At 41.3% G+C, this 16,772-nt stretch carries 13 protein-coding genes; 9 read left to right on the forward strand and 4 right to left on the reverse strand.

Annotated elements, in window-relative coordinates; all coding sequences use genetic code 11:
• Positions 1–144: 144 nt before the first annotated feature.
• On the reverse strand, positions 145–891 hold the full coding sequence (gene fabG, locus AC1XUO_RS12805) for a 3-oxoacyl-[acyl-carrier-protein] reductase (protein WP_483330209.1): 747 nt from the start codon (positions 889–891) through the stop codon (positions 145–147).
• A 267-nt stretch (positions 892–1,158) separates the two neighbouring features.
• Complete coding sequence (locus tag AC1XUO_RS12810) at positions 1,159–2,463, reverse strand: esterase-like activity of phytase family protein (RefSeq protein ID WP_483330210.1); 1,305 nt, start codon at positions 2,461–2,463, stop codon at positions 1,159–1,161.
• 168 nt (positions 2,464–2,631) lie between these two features.
• On the opposite strand from AC1XUO_RS12810, the gene AC1XUO_RS12815 reads away from it, so the two are divergent.
• Positions 2,632–2,832 (forward strand): hypothetical protein, encoded by a 201-nt coding sequence (locus AC1XUO_RS12815; RefSeq protein ID WP_483330211.1) that lies wholly within the window; start codon positions 2,632–2,634, stop codon positions 2,830–2,832.
• Positions 2,833–2,976: 144 nt separating this feature from the next.
• A complete protein-coding gene (locus AC1XUO_RS12820) occupies positions 2,977–3,690 on the forward strand; it encodes an SDR family oxidoreductase (protein WP_483330212.1) in 714 nt (237 codons plus the stop codon).
• A 53-nt stretch (positions 3,691–3,743) separates the two neighbouring features.
• On the opposite strand, the gene AC1XUO_RS12825 is transcribed toward AC1XUO_RS12820, so the two are convergent.
• Together AC1XUO_RS12825 and AC1XUO_RS12830 are read right to left on the reverse strand one after the other, a co-directional pair.
• A complete protein-coding gene (locus tag AC1XUO_RS12825; RefSeq protein WP_483330213.1) occupies positions 3,744–4,817 on the reverse strand; it encodes a hypothetical protein in 1,074 nt (357 codons plus the stop codon).
• Positions 4,814–5,452 (reverse strand): ABC transporter ATP-binding protein, encoded by a 639-nt coding sequence (locus tag AC1XUO_RS12830; RefSeq protein ID WP_483330214.1) that lies wholly within the window; start codon positions 5,450–5,452, stop codon positions 4,814–4,816. The genes AC1XUO_RS12825 and AC1XUO_RS12830 overlap by 4 nt, the downstream gene beginning before the upstream one ends.
• Positions 5,453–5,567: 115 nt before the next feature.
• Between AC1XUO_RS12830 and AC1XUO_RS12835 the strand changes: the two genes are divergently transcribed.
• The 7 genes from AC1XUO_RS12835 to AC1XUO_RS12865 all read left to right on the forward strand — a co-directional run bounded on the left by AC1XUO_RS12835 (position 5,568) and on the right by AC1XUO_RS12865 (position 16,771).
• Positions 5,568–6,410 (forward strand): sterol desaturase family protein, encoded by an 843-nt coding sequence (locus AC1XUO_RS12835; protein WP_483330215.1) that lies wholly within the window; start codon positions 5,568–5,570, stop codon positions 6,408–6,410.
• A 179-nt stretch (positions 6,411–6,589) separates the two neighbouring features.
• Positions 6,590–7,624, forward strand: a complete 1,035-nt coding sequence (locus AC1XUO_RS12840) for an isoaspartyl peptidase/L-asparaginase family protein (protein ID WP_483330216.1) — start codon at positions 6,590–6,592, stop codon at positions 7,622–7,624.
• A gap of 90 nt (positions 7,625–7,714) precedes the next feature.
• Positions 7,715–9,133, forward strand: a complete 1,419-nt coding sequence (locus AC1XUO_RS12845; RefSeq protein ID WP_483330217.1) for an alpha-L-fucosidase — start codon at positions 7,715–7,717, stop codon at positions 9,131–9,133.
• Positions 9,134–9,359: 226 nt separating this feature from the next.
• On the forward strand, positions 9,360–10,823 hold the full coding sequence (locus tag AC1XUO_RS12850; protein WP_483330218.1) for an alpha-L-fucosidase: 1,464 nt from the start codon (positions 9,360–9,362) through the stop codon (positions 10,821–10,823).
• A gap of 385 nt (positions 10,824–11,208) precedes the next feature.
• Entirely contained in the window at positions 11,209–11,814 is a 606-nt protein-coding gene (locus AC1XUO_RS12855; RefSeq protein WP_483330219.1) for an RNA polymerase sigma factor, read from the forward strand.
• Positions 11,815–11,909: 95 nt separating this feature from the next.
• The gene (locus AC1XUO_RS12860) at positions 11,910–13,016 is read left to right on the forward strand and encodes a FecR family protein (protein WP_483330220.1); all 1,107 of its coding nucleotides are present in this window, start codon (positions 11,910–11,912) and stop codon (positions 13,014–13,016) included.
• A 176-nt stretch (positions 13,017–13,192) separates the two neighbouring features.
• Positions 13,193–16,771: a TonB-dependent receptor gene (locus tag AC1XUO_RS12865; protein ID WP_483330221.1), complete on the forward strand. Its 3,579-nt coding sequence runs from the start codon at positions 13,193–13,195 to the stop codon at positions 16,769–16,771.
• Position 16,772: the final 1 nt, after the last annotated feature.

Raw genomic sequence — 16,772 nt, forward strand, 5'->3', positions numbered from 1 at the left:
AATTCAGGCATAAACACAAATCCCGCTCCTTCGTAACGAAGAATCGGGATTTGTGTTATATTTTTCAAAAGCCGGTTGAGCGTGAAACGATACTTTAATTTGCTTTTAAGTTGTTACAACTAACAAATAAAGTTTTTTCAATGCCTAAGTCAGCATTCCACCGTCAACCTGAAGAACCTGTCCGGTGATGTAACGAGACATATCCGAAGCAAGGAAAACGCATGCGTCGGCAACTTCTTCCGGCTGTCCGCCACGTTTCATCGGAATGGACTGTTTCCAGTCCTCCACTGCTTTTGAGTCCACAGCATCGGTCATTTCAGTTTCAATAAATCCTGGCGCAACTGCGTTCGAACGAATATTTCTTGATCCTAATTCAAGCGCGATTGATTTTGTAAATCCAATAATCCCCGCCTTGGAAGCTGCGTAATTTGATTGACCTGCATTGCCGCTGATACCAACAACGGACGTAATATTGATTATCGATCCGGATTTTGCACGGATCATTGTTTTTGTAGCTGCTTTGGTAAGATTAAATACCGATTTCAAATTGATATTGATTACAGTATCCCAGTTTTCTTCACTCATACGCATCAGCAAACCATCGCGGGTAACGCCGGCGTTGTTGATCAGAATATCCAGTTTTCCAAAATCCGTGATAACATCGGTAACCAGTTGGTCTGCCTGCTGAAAATCGGCTGCGTCAGAACGGTACCCTTTTGCCTTGATTCCGAACGCTTCAAGTTCTTTCACCAATGCCTCCCCTTTTTCCACACTGGAAAGATAAGTGAAAGCTACATTTGCTCCTTCCTGAGCCAAACGTAAAGCAATTGAACGTCCAATACCACGGGAAGCTCCGGTTACCAAAGCCACTTTATTTTCTACTAATCTCATAAACAGGTTTAAAATCGGATAGAATGAATTTCGAACCGCAAAAATAGAGTATTTATACTGACGGGCAAAAAAAGAGATTACGATGACAAGTTCTTTTGTTAATTATCATTAAATCATGCCCATAAAACACATTTCCTGATAAAGAATATTAGTTAATGGTACCAGCAGCACAAAGGCAGACGACAAAGAGCGGGCAAAAAAACAACCCCGCCGAAAAGCTCAGCAGGGTTGTAAACAATAATAGGAGAATCCACTTAATTGTAAAAACTATTTTAATCCTTTGGACAAAGGAATGAAGTAAATCACATTTTGATCTGTCAGCATTGTTGATGGAAGTATCTTTTGAATAATCGAATTGTCTGGTGTTTCAGGGCTCACAATTCCAAAATCATCATCATTAACAACGGCGATCATGTTGTTGTTGATAATGACAAGACCTTCCGCTTTATCATGCGCATAACCACCCGGAATGGCCAGAATATCAGCAACCAACTCTTTGATAACCGGCTTGATATTGTTTGTAGTCAATTCAGGATCGGTCATTTCATCTACTGTTTTGCCACCAAAAAGCAAACCACTTTCTTTATTTTCCGGGTCAGAAATATCGGTAGCCGCTGAGATATCGATTTTATAGACTCTTTTTACGAGAGACGCTGGATTGCCGCCGGCATAATCCTGGTCACGTTCCAGAACCAGAAAAGTATTACCAGTAATCGCAACAATTTCGCTGGACAACGTTTTGGTGGACTCAGTAAGGAACACGTATTGTTTCGTTTCGCCGGAAGCAATATTAAAAACGACCAATCTTAATACTCTTGAATTGGCAACTTTTGTTTTTGACGGGTTATAGATCGGTGACTGCATCATTCCCACCAGGAATTTTCCGTCAGGGGTTATAGTCAATCCTTCCATACCGCGGTTTGGACGGCGACGAGCCAAAACTTTGGGTAATTTACGACCACCGGTTCCGGTTCCGAACGGGTTGATACGTTCAATCGTTTTTCCTGATTTATCAAAATGGACAATGTGCGGCCCATACTCATCACTCACCCAAAATGTACCATCTGTCGGGTCTACAGCCAAACCTTCACAGTCGATTCCTTCCGGATCGTTTGCGATAGGCGCTCCGGTAAAGTCAAGGGCAGTTTCACCAGCATTTCCTTCACCCGGTAGGTTCGGGCGGCCCGTAAGTTTCATTCCAGCTGCATTTTTAAACGCAACCGAAGATTGATAAACAAGCTCGTCTCCAACCAGTTTAAACTTGGCGATGTGCGGGTTAAAGTCAGGAGCTGGGAATATTTTCGCGCTATTCGTTCCGTCCACATTTGGCCCGCGATCTGTCATTAGGTAAAATGAATCCCATTCGCCCGGAACCTGAGCCATGGAAGAACCATACCCGCTGCCATAAATTTTGGTACCGTTTGACATGGTTGATAAAACCGGTGCCGTTTTGAAAGTCGCTTTGGCTGGATAATTTCCGCCTCCCGGATTTTCAATATTGTGGTCGGTGCAAGAAATTACAGTTGACGCCACTAGCGTCGTCAGGAGGGCTAAACGTAAAGTGTGTTTCATAAAATCAGTTTTTTCGCAAAACTACTTTTATGGCATTAGGCAGAGATTATGGAGATGTTATGAAAAGGTTAAATTGGTTTTTTATTTATTACAAGTTGATATGATCCAAATCCATTTATAATTTGTTTTCCCTTTGTTAAAAGAATAAACTTGTTAAAAACTACCAGGATGGAAACTTTAATTATTGAGGTTCAAAATCCGAAGGCAAGAAAATTAATTGAAGATTTAGCTGATTTGGGTTTAATTACCTTGAAAGAGACATCGTCATGGAGTGACCGATGGAAAAAATTTACCAGTGTACTCCCAGAAGTAAGTTCTATATCAGAAGAGGATATTCTTGATGAGATAGATGATCTTCGTCAAAATTGATTGCGTACACATTATATAGGTAAATCAAATTTCTGCTAAAATTACCGTCAGAACAAAATTTACAAAAACCTTCCTGGCATTGTCTTTGTTGTCTCCATTGATATAATTCACTAATGCCGCTTACCGGTTAAATTCAAATACAAAATGGCAGAATCAACAAAAACAGCACTGATTACAGGTGGCTCAAAAGGCATAGGATATGGCGTGGCCGCAGTTCTTGTTAAAGAAGGAATTCGCGTTGCAATTACAAGTCGTTCTCAAAAAAGCGCAGATGAAGCTGTGGCTGAATTGAATAAAATTAAAGAAGGTTATGCGATTGGTATCGAATCAGACGTCCGCAGCCTTGAATCCCAGCAAAATGCTGTGAAAGTTGTCTTAGAAAAATGGGGACAGCTGGATTATGTGATTGCAAATGCGGGCGTTGGTCATTTTGCTTCCATTTATGAACTGACTCCTGAACAATGGCAGGAGACCATTGACATCAACCTGACGGGTGTTTTTTATAGCGCAAAGGCATCGCTTGAAGCGTTGAAAGAAACAAAAGGATATTTCATCAACATTTCAAGCCTTGCCGGAACCAACTTTTTCCCGGATGGAACGGCTTATAATGCAAGTAAATTTGGCCTCGTTGGTTTCTCTCAGGCGATGATGATGGATGTCAGAAAAGACGGAATCAAGGTTACCACGATTATGCCAGGTTCAGTTGCTACGGAATTTGCTAATCACCAGCCTTCTGACAAAGATGCCTGGAAAATTCAGCCGGAAGATATCGGCCAGATGGTATCGGATTTGATCAAAATGCCAGCCAGAACTTTGCCAAGCAAGATTGAAGTGAGACCAGCAGTTCCTGGTAAATAAAGTAAGCTATTAGGGTTTGTCCGGATTTTACTTCAGACAAACCCTAATGACAATTATACGCTCTTGCCATACCAAATTCCAAAGAAATAACGGGAAGTGGCTAGTCCCACCAAAGCTATTCCTGATATCGGGATTTTATACAAAATCATAAAAGTTGAAATGATGAAACCTGTCAAAACCGGCTTCATCATATCTTCTAAAAGTCCGCCTCTTTTGTGTAGATAAGTGTAAAATAATAATATCACAGACAAACCCAGGCTGTATAATTGTGTCAGTTCCAAAAATGAAATCACCTGGTAACGTAAGGCGATAAGCGTTTCAGGCACAAGTAAAACGGCGTGAATTTCAGCTATTCTAAAAAATCTTCTTCCAGTTGAAACAGGCAAAGAACGGTTCCAGAGCCATATTTCATTCTCCCAATAAAACAACTCAAAAGACAATCCTATATTTAAAAGGTAGCCGAGCGAGAAACCAATTGCCGGTAAGCGAATATCGTACGTATCAGTTTGGTAATACAAGAGTGTGCAAATAATGACACCTACGGCTCCAACCTTGCAACACAAAAATGTTAAACCTCTTTCCTTGAATAACCATTCGATCGACCAGTAAGTCCAGGAAACCGGACGCGGAAATGGCCAGGCAAACGTGCTTTTTTTCTTTAAATTGAATAATTGAGGATAACGGATTCTCCATTCTGCGACAAATAGCAGACTTGTGCTCAGAAAGAAATAAATTATTAAAACCGGCCAGAAATGTTGTAGAAGTTTATCCTGACGGGCAATCAAGAAAAGATATATCCCGTAATAAAGTATGGGCTGAAGAAAGCCAAGACCCATAATAAAAAAACGGCCGATCCTTTTAAAATTTGGCCAAAGTCTGGTGTGATATATAAATAGGTAATCCGGTTGAGACCAGAGATTACTGATAAAATGACCGCACAAAAAAGTATATATAATCCAGATTACAGCAAGGTAAAATAAACCGAAAGGATCGGTCAGAAAAAAAAGCGCGAAACCATAATGCTCTCTACCTCCCATTAATCCGAATAGAACCGCCAGCAAAACAAAAAACATTCCTGCACGTTTCCTGAAAAACGCCTGAACTGTGGAAAGCATTAAAATCTTCATTGTATTTCCAGTTTGAGCAGAGTTTTGTTTTCCAACGCGTAACTTTCCGTCACCTCCAGCCCTTCCTGCTGAAAAAGCTGGTGGGAAGAAATTAAGAAGGTAACACCGCTGTCATAGTACTTTTGAATCAGCCTGAATAAAGTTTGTCGCGCCTCTTTGTCGATCGTGATAAGTGGCTCGTCTAGGATAATCACAGAAGGATTTCCGAGAAATGCGACCGCCAGCGAAACCTTTTTCACCATACCGCTCGAACAACTGCCGAATGGGTGTTTCAGATAATTGATCCCCAAAGCTTCGACCAACATATCCTTTTGCCCGGCTGGACTTTTCTTGGCTTCGGCAACGAAAGAAAGCAAATCAGCAGGTGTTAAAAAAGAAGGATATAATGGTTCCGCTTCACCGAGGTTCATACGCAGGCGATAGTCAACTGGCTGCGCTTTTAAATCAAACTTCTCATCTACAATTATACTTCCGGAACAAGGAAGCATACCGGCCAAAGAACGGAAAAATGTAGATTTCCCGGCCCCATTTTCTCCCTGAATCCAGAAAATGCCATGACCTATTTTCCATGAATCGATGTCCAGCACCTGATGAGCACCATAATGCTGTTCTAAATTTTGAATTTCAAGAACCATTAACAAATATATAAGTTATTAATATATAAAAGATAATATTCAAAAGAGAACTTAAAATCATCGTGTTATTTGTTTTAAAAATATTATTTTTACCTAACAACAAATACTTCCGGATATGCAGTGGGTTGTTGATTATTTCGGAAATATCCCCTCCTCGCATCGGAGTATTATACTCGTGGCCGGAATTCTTTTTTTCTGGCTGATCGAAGGAGCCTGGCCGCTTTTTCATTTTAAATATCACAAATGGAAGCACGCTGGGATTAACTTTTTTTTCACATTAACTACCATTCTGGTAAATTTCCTGCTTGCTTTTATTTTAGTCAGGTCAAGTGCCTGGGCTGTTGAAAATAATTTCGGACTCTTACATCTCATTCCAAACCTCCCCTATTGGATTCAGGCAGTTTTTGGACTTTTTATACTGGACCTAATTGGCGCGTGGATGGCGCACTGGATCCAACATCAGGTAAAATTTCTCTGGCGATTTCACATCATTCACCATGCTGATCAACATGTTGATACTACTACTGCAAACCGCCATCATCCTGGCGAAAGTCTGATCCGTTTTGTATTTACTACGTTGGCGATTCTTATCTCTGGCGCACCGATGTGGTTAATTTTTCTTTACCAATCCTTATCTGTAATCCTTTCCCAATTTAATCACGCCAATATTATATTGCCGCGTCGGATAGATAAAATTGTCAGCTTGGTTTTTGTGACACCCAATATGCACCACATCCACCATCATTATGTACAACCGTATACGGATTCCAATTATGGAAATATTTTTGCAATCTGGGACCGCTTGTTCGGAACTTTTAAAACACTCGATCAACGAAAAATCATATACGGAATTGATAGCTATCCGGATCCGACCGAAAATAACAGAGTATCAAACCTCCTTCAAATCCCATTTCAAAAGTACCGTCCACCCTCTTCAGAAAATTTGGGTAAAAAATAATTTTCCAAATTTTAACACATAATAATTTCAAAACAAGGAAGATAACTTCTGGCAGACACATTTTTCTTCTACTTTTTAAAAATTTTTAATAAATTGTGTGCTCGTTCACATTTTTGCCGTCGCCCGGTGATTAAGTGACGGAATCCAAAATAAAAATTTACAGATATCTGATATTAACCATGAAACCTACCCGTCGGTCATTTTTGCGTCTATCTGCGCTTGCGCTTCCATTTACGCAATTCAATCGAGCTTTTGCCTCCAAAGTAGTTAACAAGCCAATCGTTGTTTCCACCTGGGACAGCGGACAAATAGCCAACGGCGCAGCCTGGCCGGTTCTTGAAAAAGGTGGCAAAGCAATTGACGCAGTTGAGCAGGCTGCGATTGCGATCGAAAATGACATCAACTGCTGTGTTGGCCTTGGCGGAAACCCTGATCGCGACGGATATGTGACACTGGATGCCAGTATCATGGACGAAAAAGCAAACTGCGGCTCCGTTGCGTTTATGGAAAAAATAAAACATCCAATTTCGGTTGCGCGAAAATTAATGGAAACAACACCGCATGTATTTCTTGCTGGCGTGGGCGCACAACAATTTGCAATCGCGAACGGTTTTCCTCTTGAATCGGGCAAATTATCACCGGACGCTGAAAAAGCATACAAGGAATGGTTGGTGAAAGCGGAATACAAACCAGTTATTAACGTTGAGCACCAACAATCCAAAAAGGGAGGTCACGGTCCGTTTGCCCCAAATCGCTTTGAAGATGGTTCCTTTAATCACGACACCATGGGCACCATCGCTTTGGACGCAAATGGTGACGTGTCCGGTATGTGTACGACCAGCGGCATGGGCTTCAAAATGCGCGGACGAGTTGGCGATACGCCAATCATCGGCGCCGGTTTGTTCGTCGACAATGAAGTTGGTGCTGCAACCTCCTCGGGTCAAGGCGAGGAAGTGATCCGTGTTTGCGGAACACACCTGGTTGTGGAGTTTATGAGAAACGGACTTTCTCCTTATGAAGCTTGTAAAAAAGCTGTAGAAAGAATCGTAAAACCGAATCCTGAACGCGCAAAAACTTTCCAGGTTGGTTTTATCGCCATTAATAAACAAGGTGAAGTTGGGGCCTATTCTGTACAAAAAGGATTTAACTATACCGTAACAGAAATGGGCGGTAAGGGGAAAGTGATTAATGCTGAAAGTTATTTTAAAATTTAAAGATTCGTAATATTCGGTTAGCCTTACTTAGTTAAAACAACTGATCGGTTCCTTCAATATTTTTTTAATGAAATCCATAGTAAACCTGAAATGAAATTAAAACCTTTTCTGCCTGCCCTACTCTTATTATTGACGACGGCAACTTTTGCCCAGCAGCATTCTGAGCAAAATCACGCTAATTATATAGCACCAACAGATCCGTTGGTACAACAAAAATTGAGCAAATGGCAGGACGTAAAATTTGGTCTGCTGATGCATTGGGGTACCTACAGCCAATGGGGAATCGTTGAATCCTGGTCGTTATGCCCGGAAGACGAAGGCTGGTGCGAGCGTAAAGGCCCGCATTCGCATGACTGGTTTGAATATAAAAAAGCCTATGAGGAAATTGGGAAAACGTTTAACCCTGTCAAATTCAACCCTGAAAGATGGGCAATGGCTGCGAAAAATGCCGGAATGAAGTATGTTGTTTTTACAACAAAACATCACGACGGATTCGCCATGTTTGACTCTAAATACACCGATTACAAGATTACAAACACGCCATTTAAATCAAATCCTAAAAGCAATGTAACGAAGGAAGTTTTGTCAGCATTCCGCGATAAAGGTTTTATGACCGGTACTTATTTCTCAAAACCAGACTGGAATACACCATCTTACTGGTGGAAATACTTCCCGCCAAAGGATAGAAACGTATCTTACGATCCGAAGAAATATCCGGAGCAATGGAACAAGTTTAAGGATTTCACCTACAACCAGATTGAAGAATTAATGTCGGATTATGGCTCGGTCGATATTCTTTGGCTGGATGGCGGCTGGATTCGCCCGAAAAATACGATCGACCCAAATATCAGCTGGCAAAAAAGTATTCCTTATGACCAGGATATTGATATGGCAAAAATCGCAAAAATGGCACGTTCGCATCAGCCTGGGCTGCTGGTAGTGGATCGTACCGTAACGGGTGAATTTGAAAATTACGTAACACCGGAACAGCAAATTCCTGATCATTACATGGATATTCCATGGGAGTCTTGCATGACCATGGGAGATTCATGGTCTTACATTCCAAAAGAGAATTTCAAATCGACCAGAAAACTGGTTCATACTTTGCTGGATATCGTTGCAAAAGGTGGAAATCTTTTGTTGAACATTGCCCCAGGTCCGGACGGAGAATGGCACGAGGAAGCTTACCAGCGTTTGGATGAAATTGGAAAATGGATGAATGTGAATGGTGTCGGTATCTACGAAACAAAACCTTTGGCACCCTATCGTCAGGGAAAATGGGCTTATACTAAAAAAGGAACCACAACGTATGCTTTTTACCTTGCCGAAACAGGTGAAGCAATTCCAGGGCGCTTGAAACCGGAAGGTCTTAATATTCCTGCATCTGCGAAAATCAGCCTTGCTGGTGATAAAAAACTGTTGAAATTAAAAGACGGTATTATCGAAATTCCTGCCAAAACGATTTCAGCACTTGGTCAGCAACCTGCTTATTTGTTTGTAATTAACTAGTTTGTTTCAACCGCAATGGGCGCAACGGTTTTCGCAATGGACGCAAAACATTTACTCTTGCGTCCATTGCGAAACCTATGGCGCCCATTGCGGTTAAGTAGGATAAGAAACCTGCTAAGCTCTATTTAAAAGTAAATTACCTAGTATTAAGAACTAGTCTTATATTTGTTAGTATGAGTTTATGATTCGAAATAAATTGAAGTACCTAAGAAACCTTTAATTAAAAATGATAAAATCAATAGCCGCCCTATTTTTGTTAACGGCCATTAATACTTTCGCACAAACTCCTCCAAAACCGTATGGTGCCCTGCCCTCTCCAAGGCAAATTGCCTGGCACGAGACGGAAGTTTATGGTATCATGCACTTTACGCCTACAACATTTGAAAACAAAGAATGGGGTTTTGGCGATGCAGATCCCAAAACTTTCGATCCGAAAGATTTTAATGCTGAACAAATTATTCTGGCAGCGAAAGCAGGCGGATTAAGAGGTATTGTTTTTGTGGCCAAGCATCACGACGGTTTCGCACTTTGGCCGACAAAAACGACTGAATATAATATTTCAAAAAGCCCTTTTCGTGGTGGAAAAGGCGATATGGTTAAAGAAGTCGCAGATGCGGCGCGTAAACATGGATTGAAATTTGGTGTTTACTGCTCGCCTTGGGACAGGAATAATGCAAAATATGGCACACCTGAATACCTGGCCCTTTACCAGGAACAGCTTCGGGAGTTGTATACCAATTATGGCCCATTGTTTATGTCGTGGCACGACGGTGCAAATGGTGGAGATGGCTATTATGGCGGAGCAAAGGAAAAACGTTCGATCGATAACACGACTTATTATCAATGGGATTCTACATGGACAAACCTGACGCGGAAGCTTCAACCGACGGCCAATATTTTCAGCGATGTGGGCTGGGATATACGCTGGGTTGGCAATGAAAATGGAGAAGCCGCCGAAACTTCCTGGGCTACATTGACACCGGTTCCATCAACAGGGACAAATGTAGCAGTTCCCGGACAGGCTAATGCTGACGAAAATCCGGGTGGAACACGAAACGGGAAAATGTGGATTCCTGCGGAATGTGACGTACCATTGCGTAAAGGCTGGTTTTATCACCCGGATCAAAAACCAAAAACGCCGGAAAAACTTTTTGATCTGTATTTTAAAAGTGTTGGGCGCGGTGCTGCCCTGGATTTAGGACTTGCTCCGGATACAAGAGGGCAGCTACATGAAGACGACGTAGCAGCATTAAAAACTTTCGGTGACCGTGTGAAAAATACATTTGCCACAAACCTGATCACACGCGCGAGTTCGAAAGCTGTCAATGTTCGTGGTTATAATTCAATTTACAGCGCTAAAAACATTCTCGACGGAAAACCAGAATCATACTGGGCGACGGATGATGATTTTAAAACGCCGGAAGTGACAGTCGAAATGAGTGCGCCGATTACGTTTGATATTATCAGTCTGCAAGAATATATTAAGTTCGGACAGCGTATTGAAGGTTTTGCAGTAGATGTTTGGGAAGGCACTGAATGGAAAGAAATTCATGCCGGAACAAGTGTCGGAGCAAAACGTCTGGTCAAACTTTCTGCACCGGTAACCGGACAAAAGTTCCGACTGAGAATTACAAAATCGCCGGTTAGCATTGCGATCAGTGAATTCGGTTTTTATAAAGACGCACAATAGAATTTATACAAAAACAAAAATCCCTTCGACGGTATCGTTCAAGGGATTTTTGTTTTTTAGGGCTCATCAGTACAAAACCACATAACAATAAACTCCGTCTATTATTATTGGACAATTCGGAAATTTTCAACTATTCCTTAATCTTCTGAAAAATCGATATTGATTTAAAATAGTAAAAATTTTATAGTCCCACAGTTTTTATGCGTTCGAAAAATGCAGCCATTTTCGACCCTTCCTGACTCAAATATTTTATTATGAATACATATAAATTGCAGTTTAAAGCAATTAAATTTTGATATTTAAATAATATACAAAACACTATTTTATATAATCAACAGTTTACCTATTTTTGATTCTACCATGTCTACTTTCAACAGAATTAATATTGACTCAGATTACAAAATTTACTGATGATTCAATACTTTGGGACTGTTTCCGGGATGGGAACGAGGCGGCATATACTGAACTTGCCACGCGTTATTATCGTACCTTACTTCACTATGGCCTGAGATTCACGCCAAATGTTCAGATTGCAGAAGATACCCTGCAAGACCTTCTCATCCATTTATGGCTTCATCGTGAAAATTTGAACGAAACCCCCTCCGTCAAATTTTATCTGTTAAAATCCTTCCGACACAGAATAATCAAAACGCTAAAACCGCTTTCCGAAGAGCTCGAGCTTACTGGCAGACTTGAAGACCACCTGCTGGAATTTTCTTCTGAGGAAATTATTATCCAAAACGAAAATGAAACAAATTTAAAGAATCACGTAAAGGAATTGATGACGCAGCTTCCTGCCCGTCAGAGAGAAGTTATTTATCTCCGATTTTTTCAAGGCTTAAAATCTGACGAAATTGGCACATTGCTCGCGATAAAACCGCAATCAGTTAGTAATATACTGCAACGTGCACTTTTGAATCTGAGAGAAATGTGGCCCATTACACCTTCATTTTCTTTTATATTTTATTCACTTTTCGAAATTATATTATAATATTCCAATAAGTTTAAAAATATACTTTGGCAAGTGAGTATCTAAACAACAATAAAGGATAATAACAATAAACACGTTTAAAACGGTTATTGTTTATGAGTCACTCAACGGAAAGATTGGTAAAGGATTTACTGGAAAACCCGACTTTCATAGCCTGGGTTCTGGAAGAAAATCCTGAACTCGATCGATACTGGGCTGACTGGACAAATGGAGATTATTCAAAAAAGACCGCACTGGACCACGCACGTGTGAAACTGCTCACCTCAAAAAATGAAATTGCAGGAATCTCAGATGAACATATTGCGTACAAAGTAAGCCAGTCGCTGGAAATAGCAAAACGACGGGAAAAGTCATTTAAAACAAACAAGCCTTCCTTCAAGTTATTCAGACCTTATTGGTTAACAGCGGCGTCGGTAATTTTTATATTGGCAACTGGTCTAGGATTTTACAAAACTTATCATTCCAATTCAACTTTTACTGAAAACCAAAAACAATTTCCAGTCAGCAGTGAGATTATTGAGGTAGTGAATTCAAACCATCATGTCAGGTACATTCAGCTGCCAGACGGAAGTTCGGTGGTACTTCAAAAGAACAGCCGGATAAGTTTCCCAAAACAATTTGACGCCAATAAGCGTGTCGTGGTTCTTTCAGGTGAGGCATTTTTCGAAGTTACCAAAGATGCTGAACGACCATTTTTTGTCTACGCCAATGAACTTGTAACAAAAGTTCTTGGAACCAGTTTCAGTGTGAGTGCAAATGAAAATGGCAAAAATGTTTTTGTCGCTGTGAAAACCGGAAAGGTTTCTGTTTTTTCTAACAATGACAAACACGCTTTGGATTACAAAAGCGGAAAAAAATTGTCCGCATTATTATTGATGCCAAACCAGCAGGCAACATTTGAGCGGGATAAATTCACCGTTGCTAAGATAAATACCAAGAGATCTGCCCTACTGAAAATACCCATTGAAAATCAAAGTTTTAATTACAATGAAACGCCGGTTTCAGAAGTATTTTCTTCTCTGGAAAAAGCATACGGAGTCAGGATTGATTACAACGAAAAGGTTATGGCACAGTGCAGCATCACAGCAACTCTCGGCGACGAGCCGCTGGATAACAAACTGAAATGGATTTGTGCAATTCTGGAGGCTGATTATCAGATCAATGGCGATAAAATAAATATTAAAGGCAATTCCTGTAACTAATTTCTAAACCTAAAACCCAGACTATTTGAAAACAAACAAAAAAGGTGAACGATGTGGCAACATCATTCACCCCGACTAAAACTCCCCACCTATGTTGGCACTAAGATGAAGTCCCCAAAAAGGGACGAGGGAATTATTTTGCTGATTTTTTTACAACCATCAAAACATTCAAAAGTATGAAAAAAACCTTACAATGGCCCCCAAGCTTTTCTAAAATTATGAGAATCAGCCTCATACAATTATTCATTATCATACAATTTTCCGGGATGTCGTTTGCTATCGACAGCAACGCCCAGGAAGTGCTCAACCGCCGGTTGACAATTAATATCAGGGAGCAGAAGATTGGTGTGGCATTGGAAAAACTGGGAAAACTTTCCGGTGTGAACTTCATGTACAGCCCTGAATTAATACAGTCCCAACGCAAGGTTAACCTGAATGCCAAAGAAGAAAAACTAGAGGCAATTCTGGATAATTTTCTTACGCCTTTAAAGGTTACCTATGAAGTTTCCGGCAAACAGATTTTGTTAAAAAGGATGCCGGCAGCTAAAAATGCAGCTCCGGTGACAGAGGGAATGGGTACATCCATCCAGACTTTAAAATCAATTCTCTTCCCAATTAAAGGGAAAGTTATTGACGCAGCAGGAGCTACGGTTCCAGGCGCAACAGTAGTTTTGAAAGGAAGCTCAAGTGTTGGAACTACAACGGACGGTGATGGAAATTTTTCGCTTGAATTGCCGGAAGGCAGTACAACGCTGGTTGTTTCTTCCATCGGTTTCCTGACTCAGGAAATCAGTATTGCCAACAAATCGATGATTGAAATCACACTTCAATCAGATGTAAAATCATTGAGCGAGGTGGTTGTTACCGGTTATTCTTCACAGTCTAAAAGAGATATCACAGGATCGGTATCTACGGTTGACACCAAAGAACTAACCAAGGTTTCGGCACCCAACGTGGCGCAACAGTTACAAGGCCGCGTTGCCGGGGTGACGGTTACATCCAATAATACGCCAGGTGGTGAAGCGACAGTTCGTATCCGTGGATTTGGTACGATCAACAATAACGATCCATTATACGTCATCGATGGCGTACCAACAAAAGGCGGCCTGAACAGCATAAACCCAAACAACATCGAGTCGATGCAGGTTTTGAAAGATGCTTCCTCGGCTTCAATTTACGGTTCACGTGCTGCGAATGGAGTAATCATTATCACAACAAAAAAAGGAAAATCAGGAGCACCACAATTTAGTTTCAACAGCCGCTTTGGTGTACAGACCGGCAAAGTTGATCTGGGACTGATCATAGACCCGCAGCAATTTGGTGATCTGCTTTGGACGCAGCGCAGAAATGCAGGCGTACTTACAAATGGTAATCCTTCGCATCAGCAGTATGGTAACGGCACAAATGCGGTGGTTCCGGATTATATTCTTGCTGGTTCACAGTATGGTTTGGCAGAAGGTAATCCTGCAACAAATCCATCACTTTACAACTACAACCGTACCGGATTTTACCAGATTGTGAAAGCAAACAAGCAGGGAACAGACTGGGAGAAAGAGATTCTTCGTGATGCGGCCATCCAGGAATATAATATCGGTGCAACCGGCGGAAGCGAAACAGGACGTTATGCCCTTTCCCTGAATTATTTCAAACAGGATGGTATCTTGAAAAATACTTCTTTCAACAGATATTCTCTTCGGTCAAACACGGAATTTTTATTCAAAAAGAAAATCCGCTTTGGCGAAAATCTGGAAGTGAGTTATACTGAAAACAAGGGTTATTATAGCAATAACGGAACGGCGAGCTCTACAAATAACCAGGATGGAAATCCGATTGGAAACGGTTTCCGGATTCCTTCAATTATTCCGGTTTATGATATCATGGGCAATTTTGCTGCAACCCGTGCGGCTGGTTTGGGGCCCGCCACAAACCCTGTTGCTCAATTACATCGTACCAAAGACAACCGCGTAAACACTTTCAGAACTTTCGGTAACGCTTACGTAGAGGTTGATATCTTGAAAGACCTGATTGCAAAGTCTAGTATCGGTGTCGATTTTACAAATTCAAACCGTACCGCTTATGTGTTGCTGGATTTGGAAGAAGCAGAGATCGAGTCAAACAACTCGTTGACAAACGCCTATGCTTATGACGTGAACTGGACTTGGTCAAATACTTTGAACTACGCAAAAACTTTCGGAGCTCATAAGTTAAATGTGCTTGCAGGTACAGAAGCAATCAAAGGTTCTGGAAAAGATTTCTCGGCAGTACGGACTGCATTTTATTCAGAAGATCCTAAGTATATGTACCTGAGCGCGGGAACGGCTGGTATCAATAATGCCGGTGCCGGTTACGAATGGTCACTTTTCTCGATTTTCGGAAAAATCAACTATGCTTTGAAAGACCGTTATTTATTAGAAGCAACTGTGAGACGTGATGGTTCTTCACGATTTGGACAAAATAACCGTTACGGAACTTTCCCTGCTTTCAGTGCAGGATGGAGATTGTCGGAAGAAGCTTTTCTTAAACCGGTAAGCTGGCTCGACGATTTGAAATTGAGAGCGGGCTGGGGACAAACTGGTAACCAGGAGATCGGGAATTACAATGGTTTCAGTACCTACCGTTCCACACTTAACCAATCGTCTTACGCTATTGATGGCTCGAACAGTTCTGTTCAGTCCGGTTTTGATACACAAGCTTTTGGAAACCAGGATGCGAAATGGGAAACGACCACACAGACAAACGTAGGTCTGGATGCGACTTTCCTGAAAGGTATGTTCAATCTTAATCTTGATGTTTACAGCCGTACAACTTCGGATATGTTGTATCAGGTCAGCTTGCCGGCAACGCAAGGTTCTGCAACAATTCCTTTTGTCAACGTTGGTGAAATGAACAACAAAGGATTTGACCTGGCGATAGACTTTAACAATAAAGCATTGGACGGAGAGCTTACCTACTCGATCGGAGGAAATATTTCTGCTTATAAAAACAACGTTGAAAAGCTGAACAACAGTGCTACTGCTGTACTTCTTGGGCCAACAATCCGTAGTTATACCTGGACTCGCTCCGTTGCAGGAATGCCATTATATTCTTTCTATGGTTTGCAGATTGACGGAATTTACCAAAATCAGACTGAGGTGGATGCCGGACCAACTTACCCGGGATATGCCGCTGTAGGTAAATACAAATACCATGATACAGACGGAAACGGCGTGATCACCGATGCTGACAGAAAATTCCTTGGCAATCCTCATCCGGATTTCACTTACGGCATCAACCTGAATGTAGGTTATAAAGGATTCGACCTATCAGCCTTTTTCCAGGGAGTGAAAGGGAACGAAATTCTGAACATGGTGAAACGCTGGACCGATTTCAACAACCAGGCTGGTAACAGAAGCCTTCGCATGCTGAACGATTCATGGACTCCTGAAAATCCTGATGCAGTGCTTCCGATACTGGACGCGAATGACAGCAGAAGCCAGCAACCTTCAAGTTATTTCATTGAAGACGGATCTTATTTCAGAATGAAAAACCTGACAATCGGTTATACTTTACCAACGAAGGCATTATCCAAACTTGGTTTGACCAGTGCGCGAATATATGTTCAGGGACAAAATCTGTTCACAATTACTAAATATTCAGGAATTGATCCGGAAGTTACTTCGGTTGGTTCTGCGCCGGGATCTACGGTTTTAGGTGTTGATCAGGGAAATTATCCAAGATCAAAAATGTATCAGGTTGGTCTAAACTTTGGATTCTAAG

It is taken from the genome of Dyadobacter sp. HNCC25DJ186, assembly GCF_056895235.1.

Bases quoted from the DNA above. Each gene is read 5' to 3' on its own strand.
- AC1XUO_RS12860 (WP_483330220.1), top strand. From the start codon at position 11,910: ATGAGTCACTCAACGGAAAGATTGGTAAAGGATTTACTGGAAAACCCG.
- AC1XUO_RS12815 (WP_483330211.1), top strand. From the start codon at position 2,632: ATGGAAACTTTAATTATTGAGGTTCAAAATCCGAAGGCAAGAAAATTA.
- AC1XUO_RS12835 (WP_483330215.1), top strand. From the start codon at position 5,568: ATGCAGTGGGTTGTTGATTATTTCGGAAATATCCCCTCCTCGCATCGG.
- AC1XUO_RS12845 (WP_483330217.1), top strand. From the start codon at position 7,715: ATGAAATTAAAACCTTTTCTGCCTGCCCTACTCTTATTATTGACGACG.
- AC1XUO_RS12810 (WP_483330210.1), bottom strand. From the start codon at position 2,463: ATGAAACACACTTTACGTTTAGCCCTCCTGACGACGCTAGTGGCGTCA.
- AC1XUO_RS12850 (WP_483330218.1), top strand. From the start codon at position 9,360: ATGATAAAATCAATAGCCGCCCTATTTTTGTTAACGGCCATTAATACT.
- AC1XUO_RS12840 (WP_483330216.1), top strand. From the start codon at position 6,590: ATGAAACCTACCCGTCGGTCATTTTTGCGTCTATCTGCGCTTGCGCTT.
- AC1XUO_RS12830 (WP_483330214.1), bottom strand. From the start codon at position 5,452: ATGGTTCTTGAAATTCAAAATTTAGAACAGCATTATGGTGCTCATCAG.
- AC1XUO_RS12825 (WP_483330213.1), bottom strand. From the start codon at position 4,817: ATGAAGATTTTAATGCTTTCCACAGTTCAGGCGTTTTTCAGGAAACGT.
- fabG (WP_483330209.1), bottom strand. From the start codon at position 891: ATGAGATTAGTAGAAAATAAAGTGGCTTTGGTAACCGGAGCTTCCCGT.
- AC1XUO_RS12820 (WP_483330212.1), top strand. From the start codon at position 2,977: ATGGCAGAATCAACAAAAACAGCACTGATTACAGGTGGCTCAAAAGGC.
- AC1XUO_RS12865 (WP_483330221.1), top strand. From the start codon at position 13,193: ATGAAAAAAACCTTACAATGGCCCCCAAGCTTTTCTAAAATTATGAGA.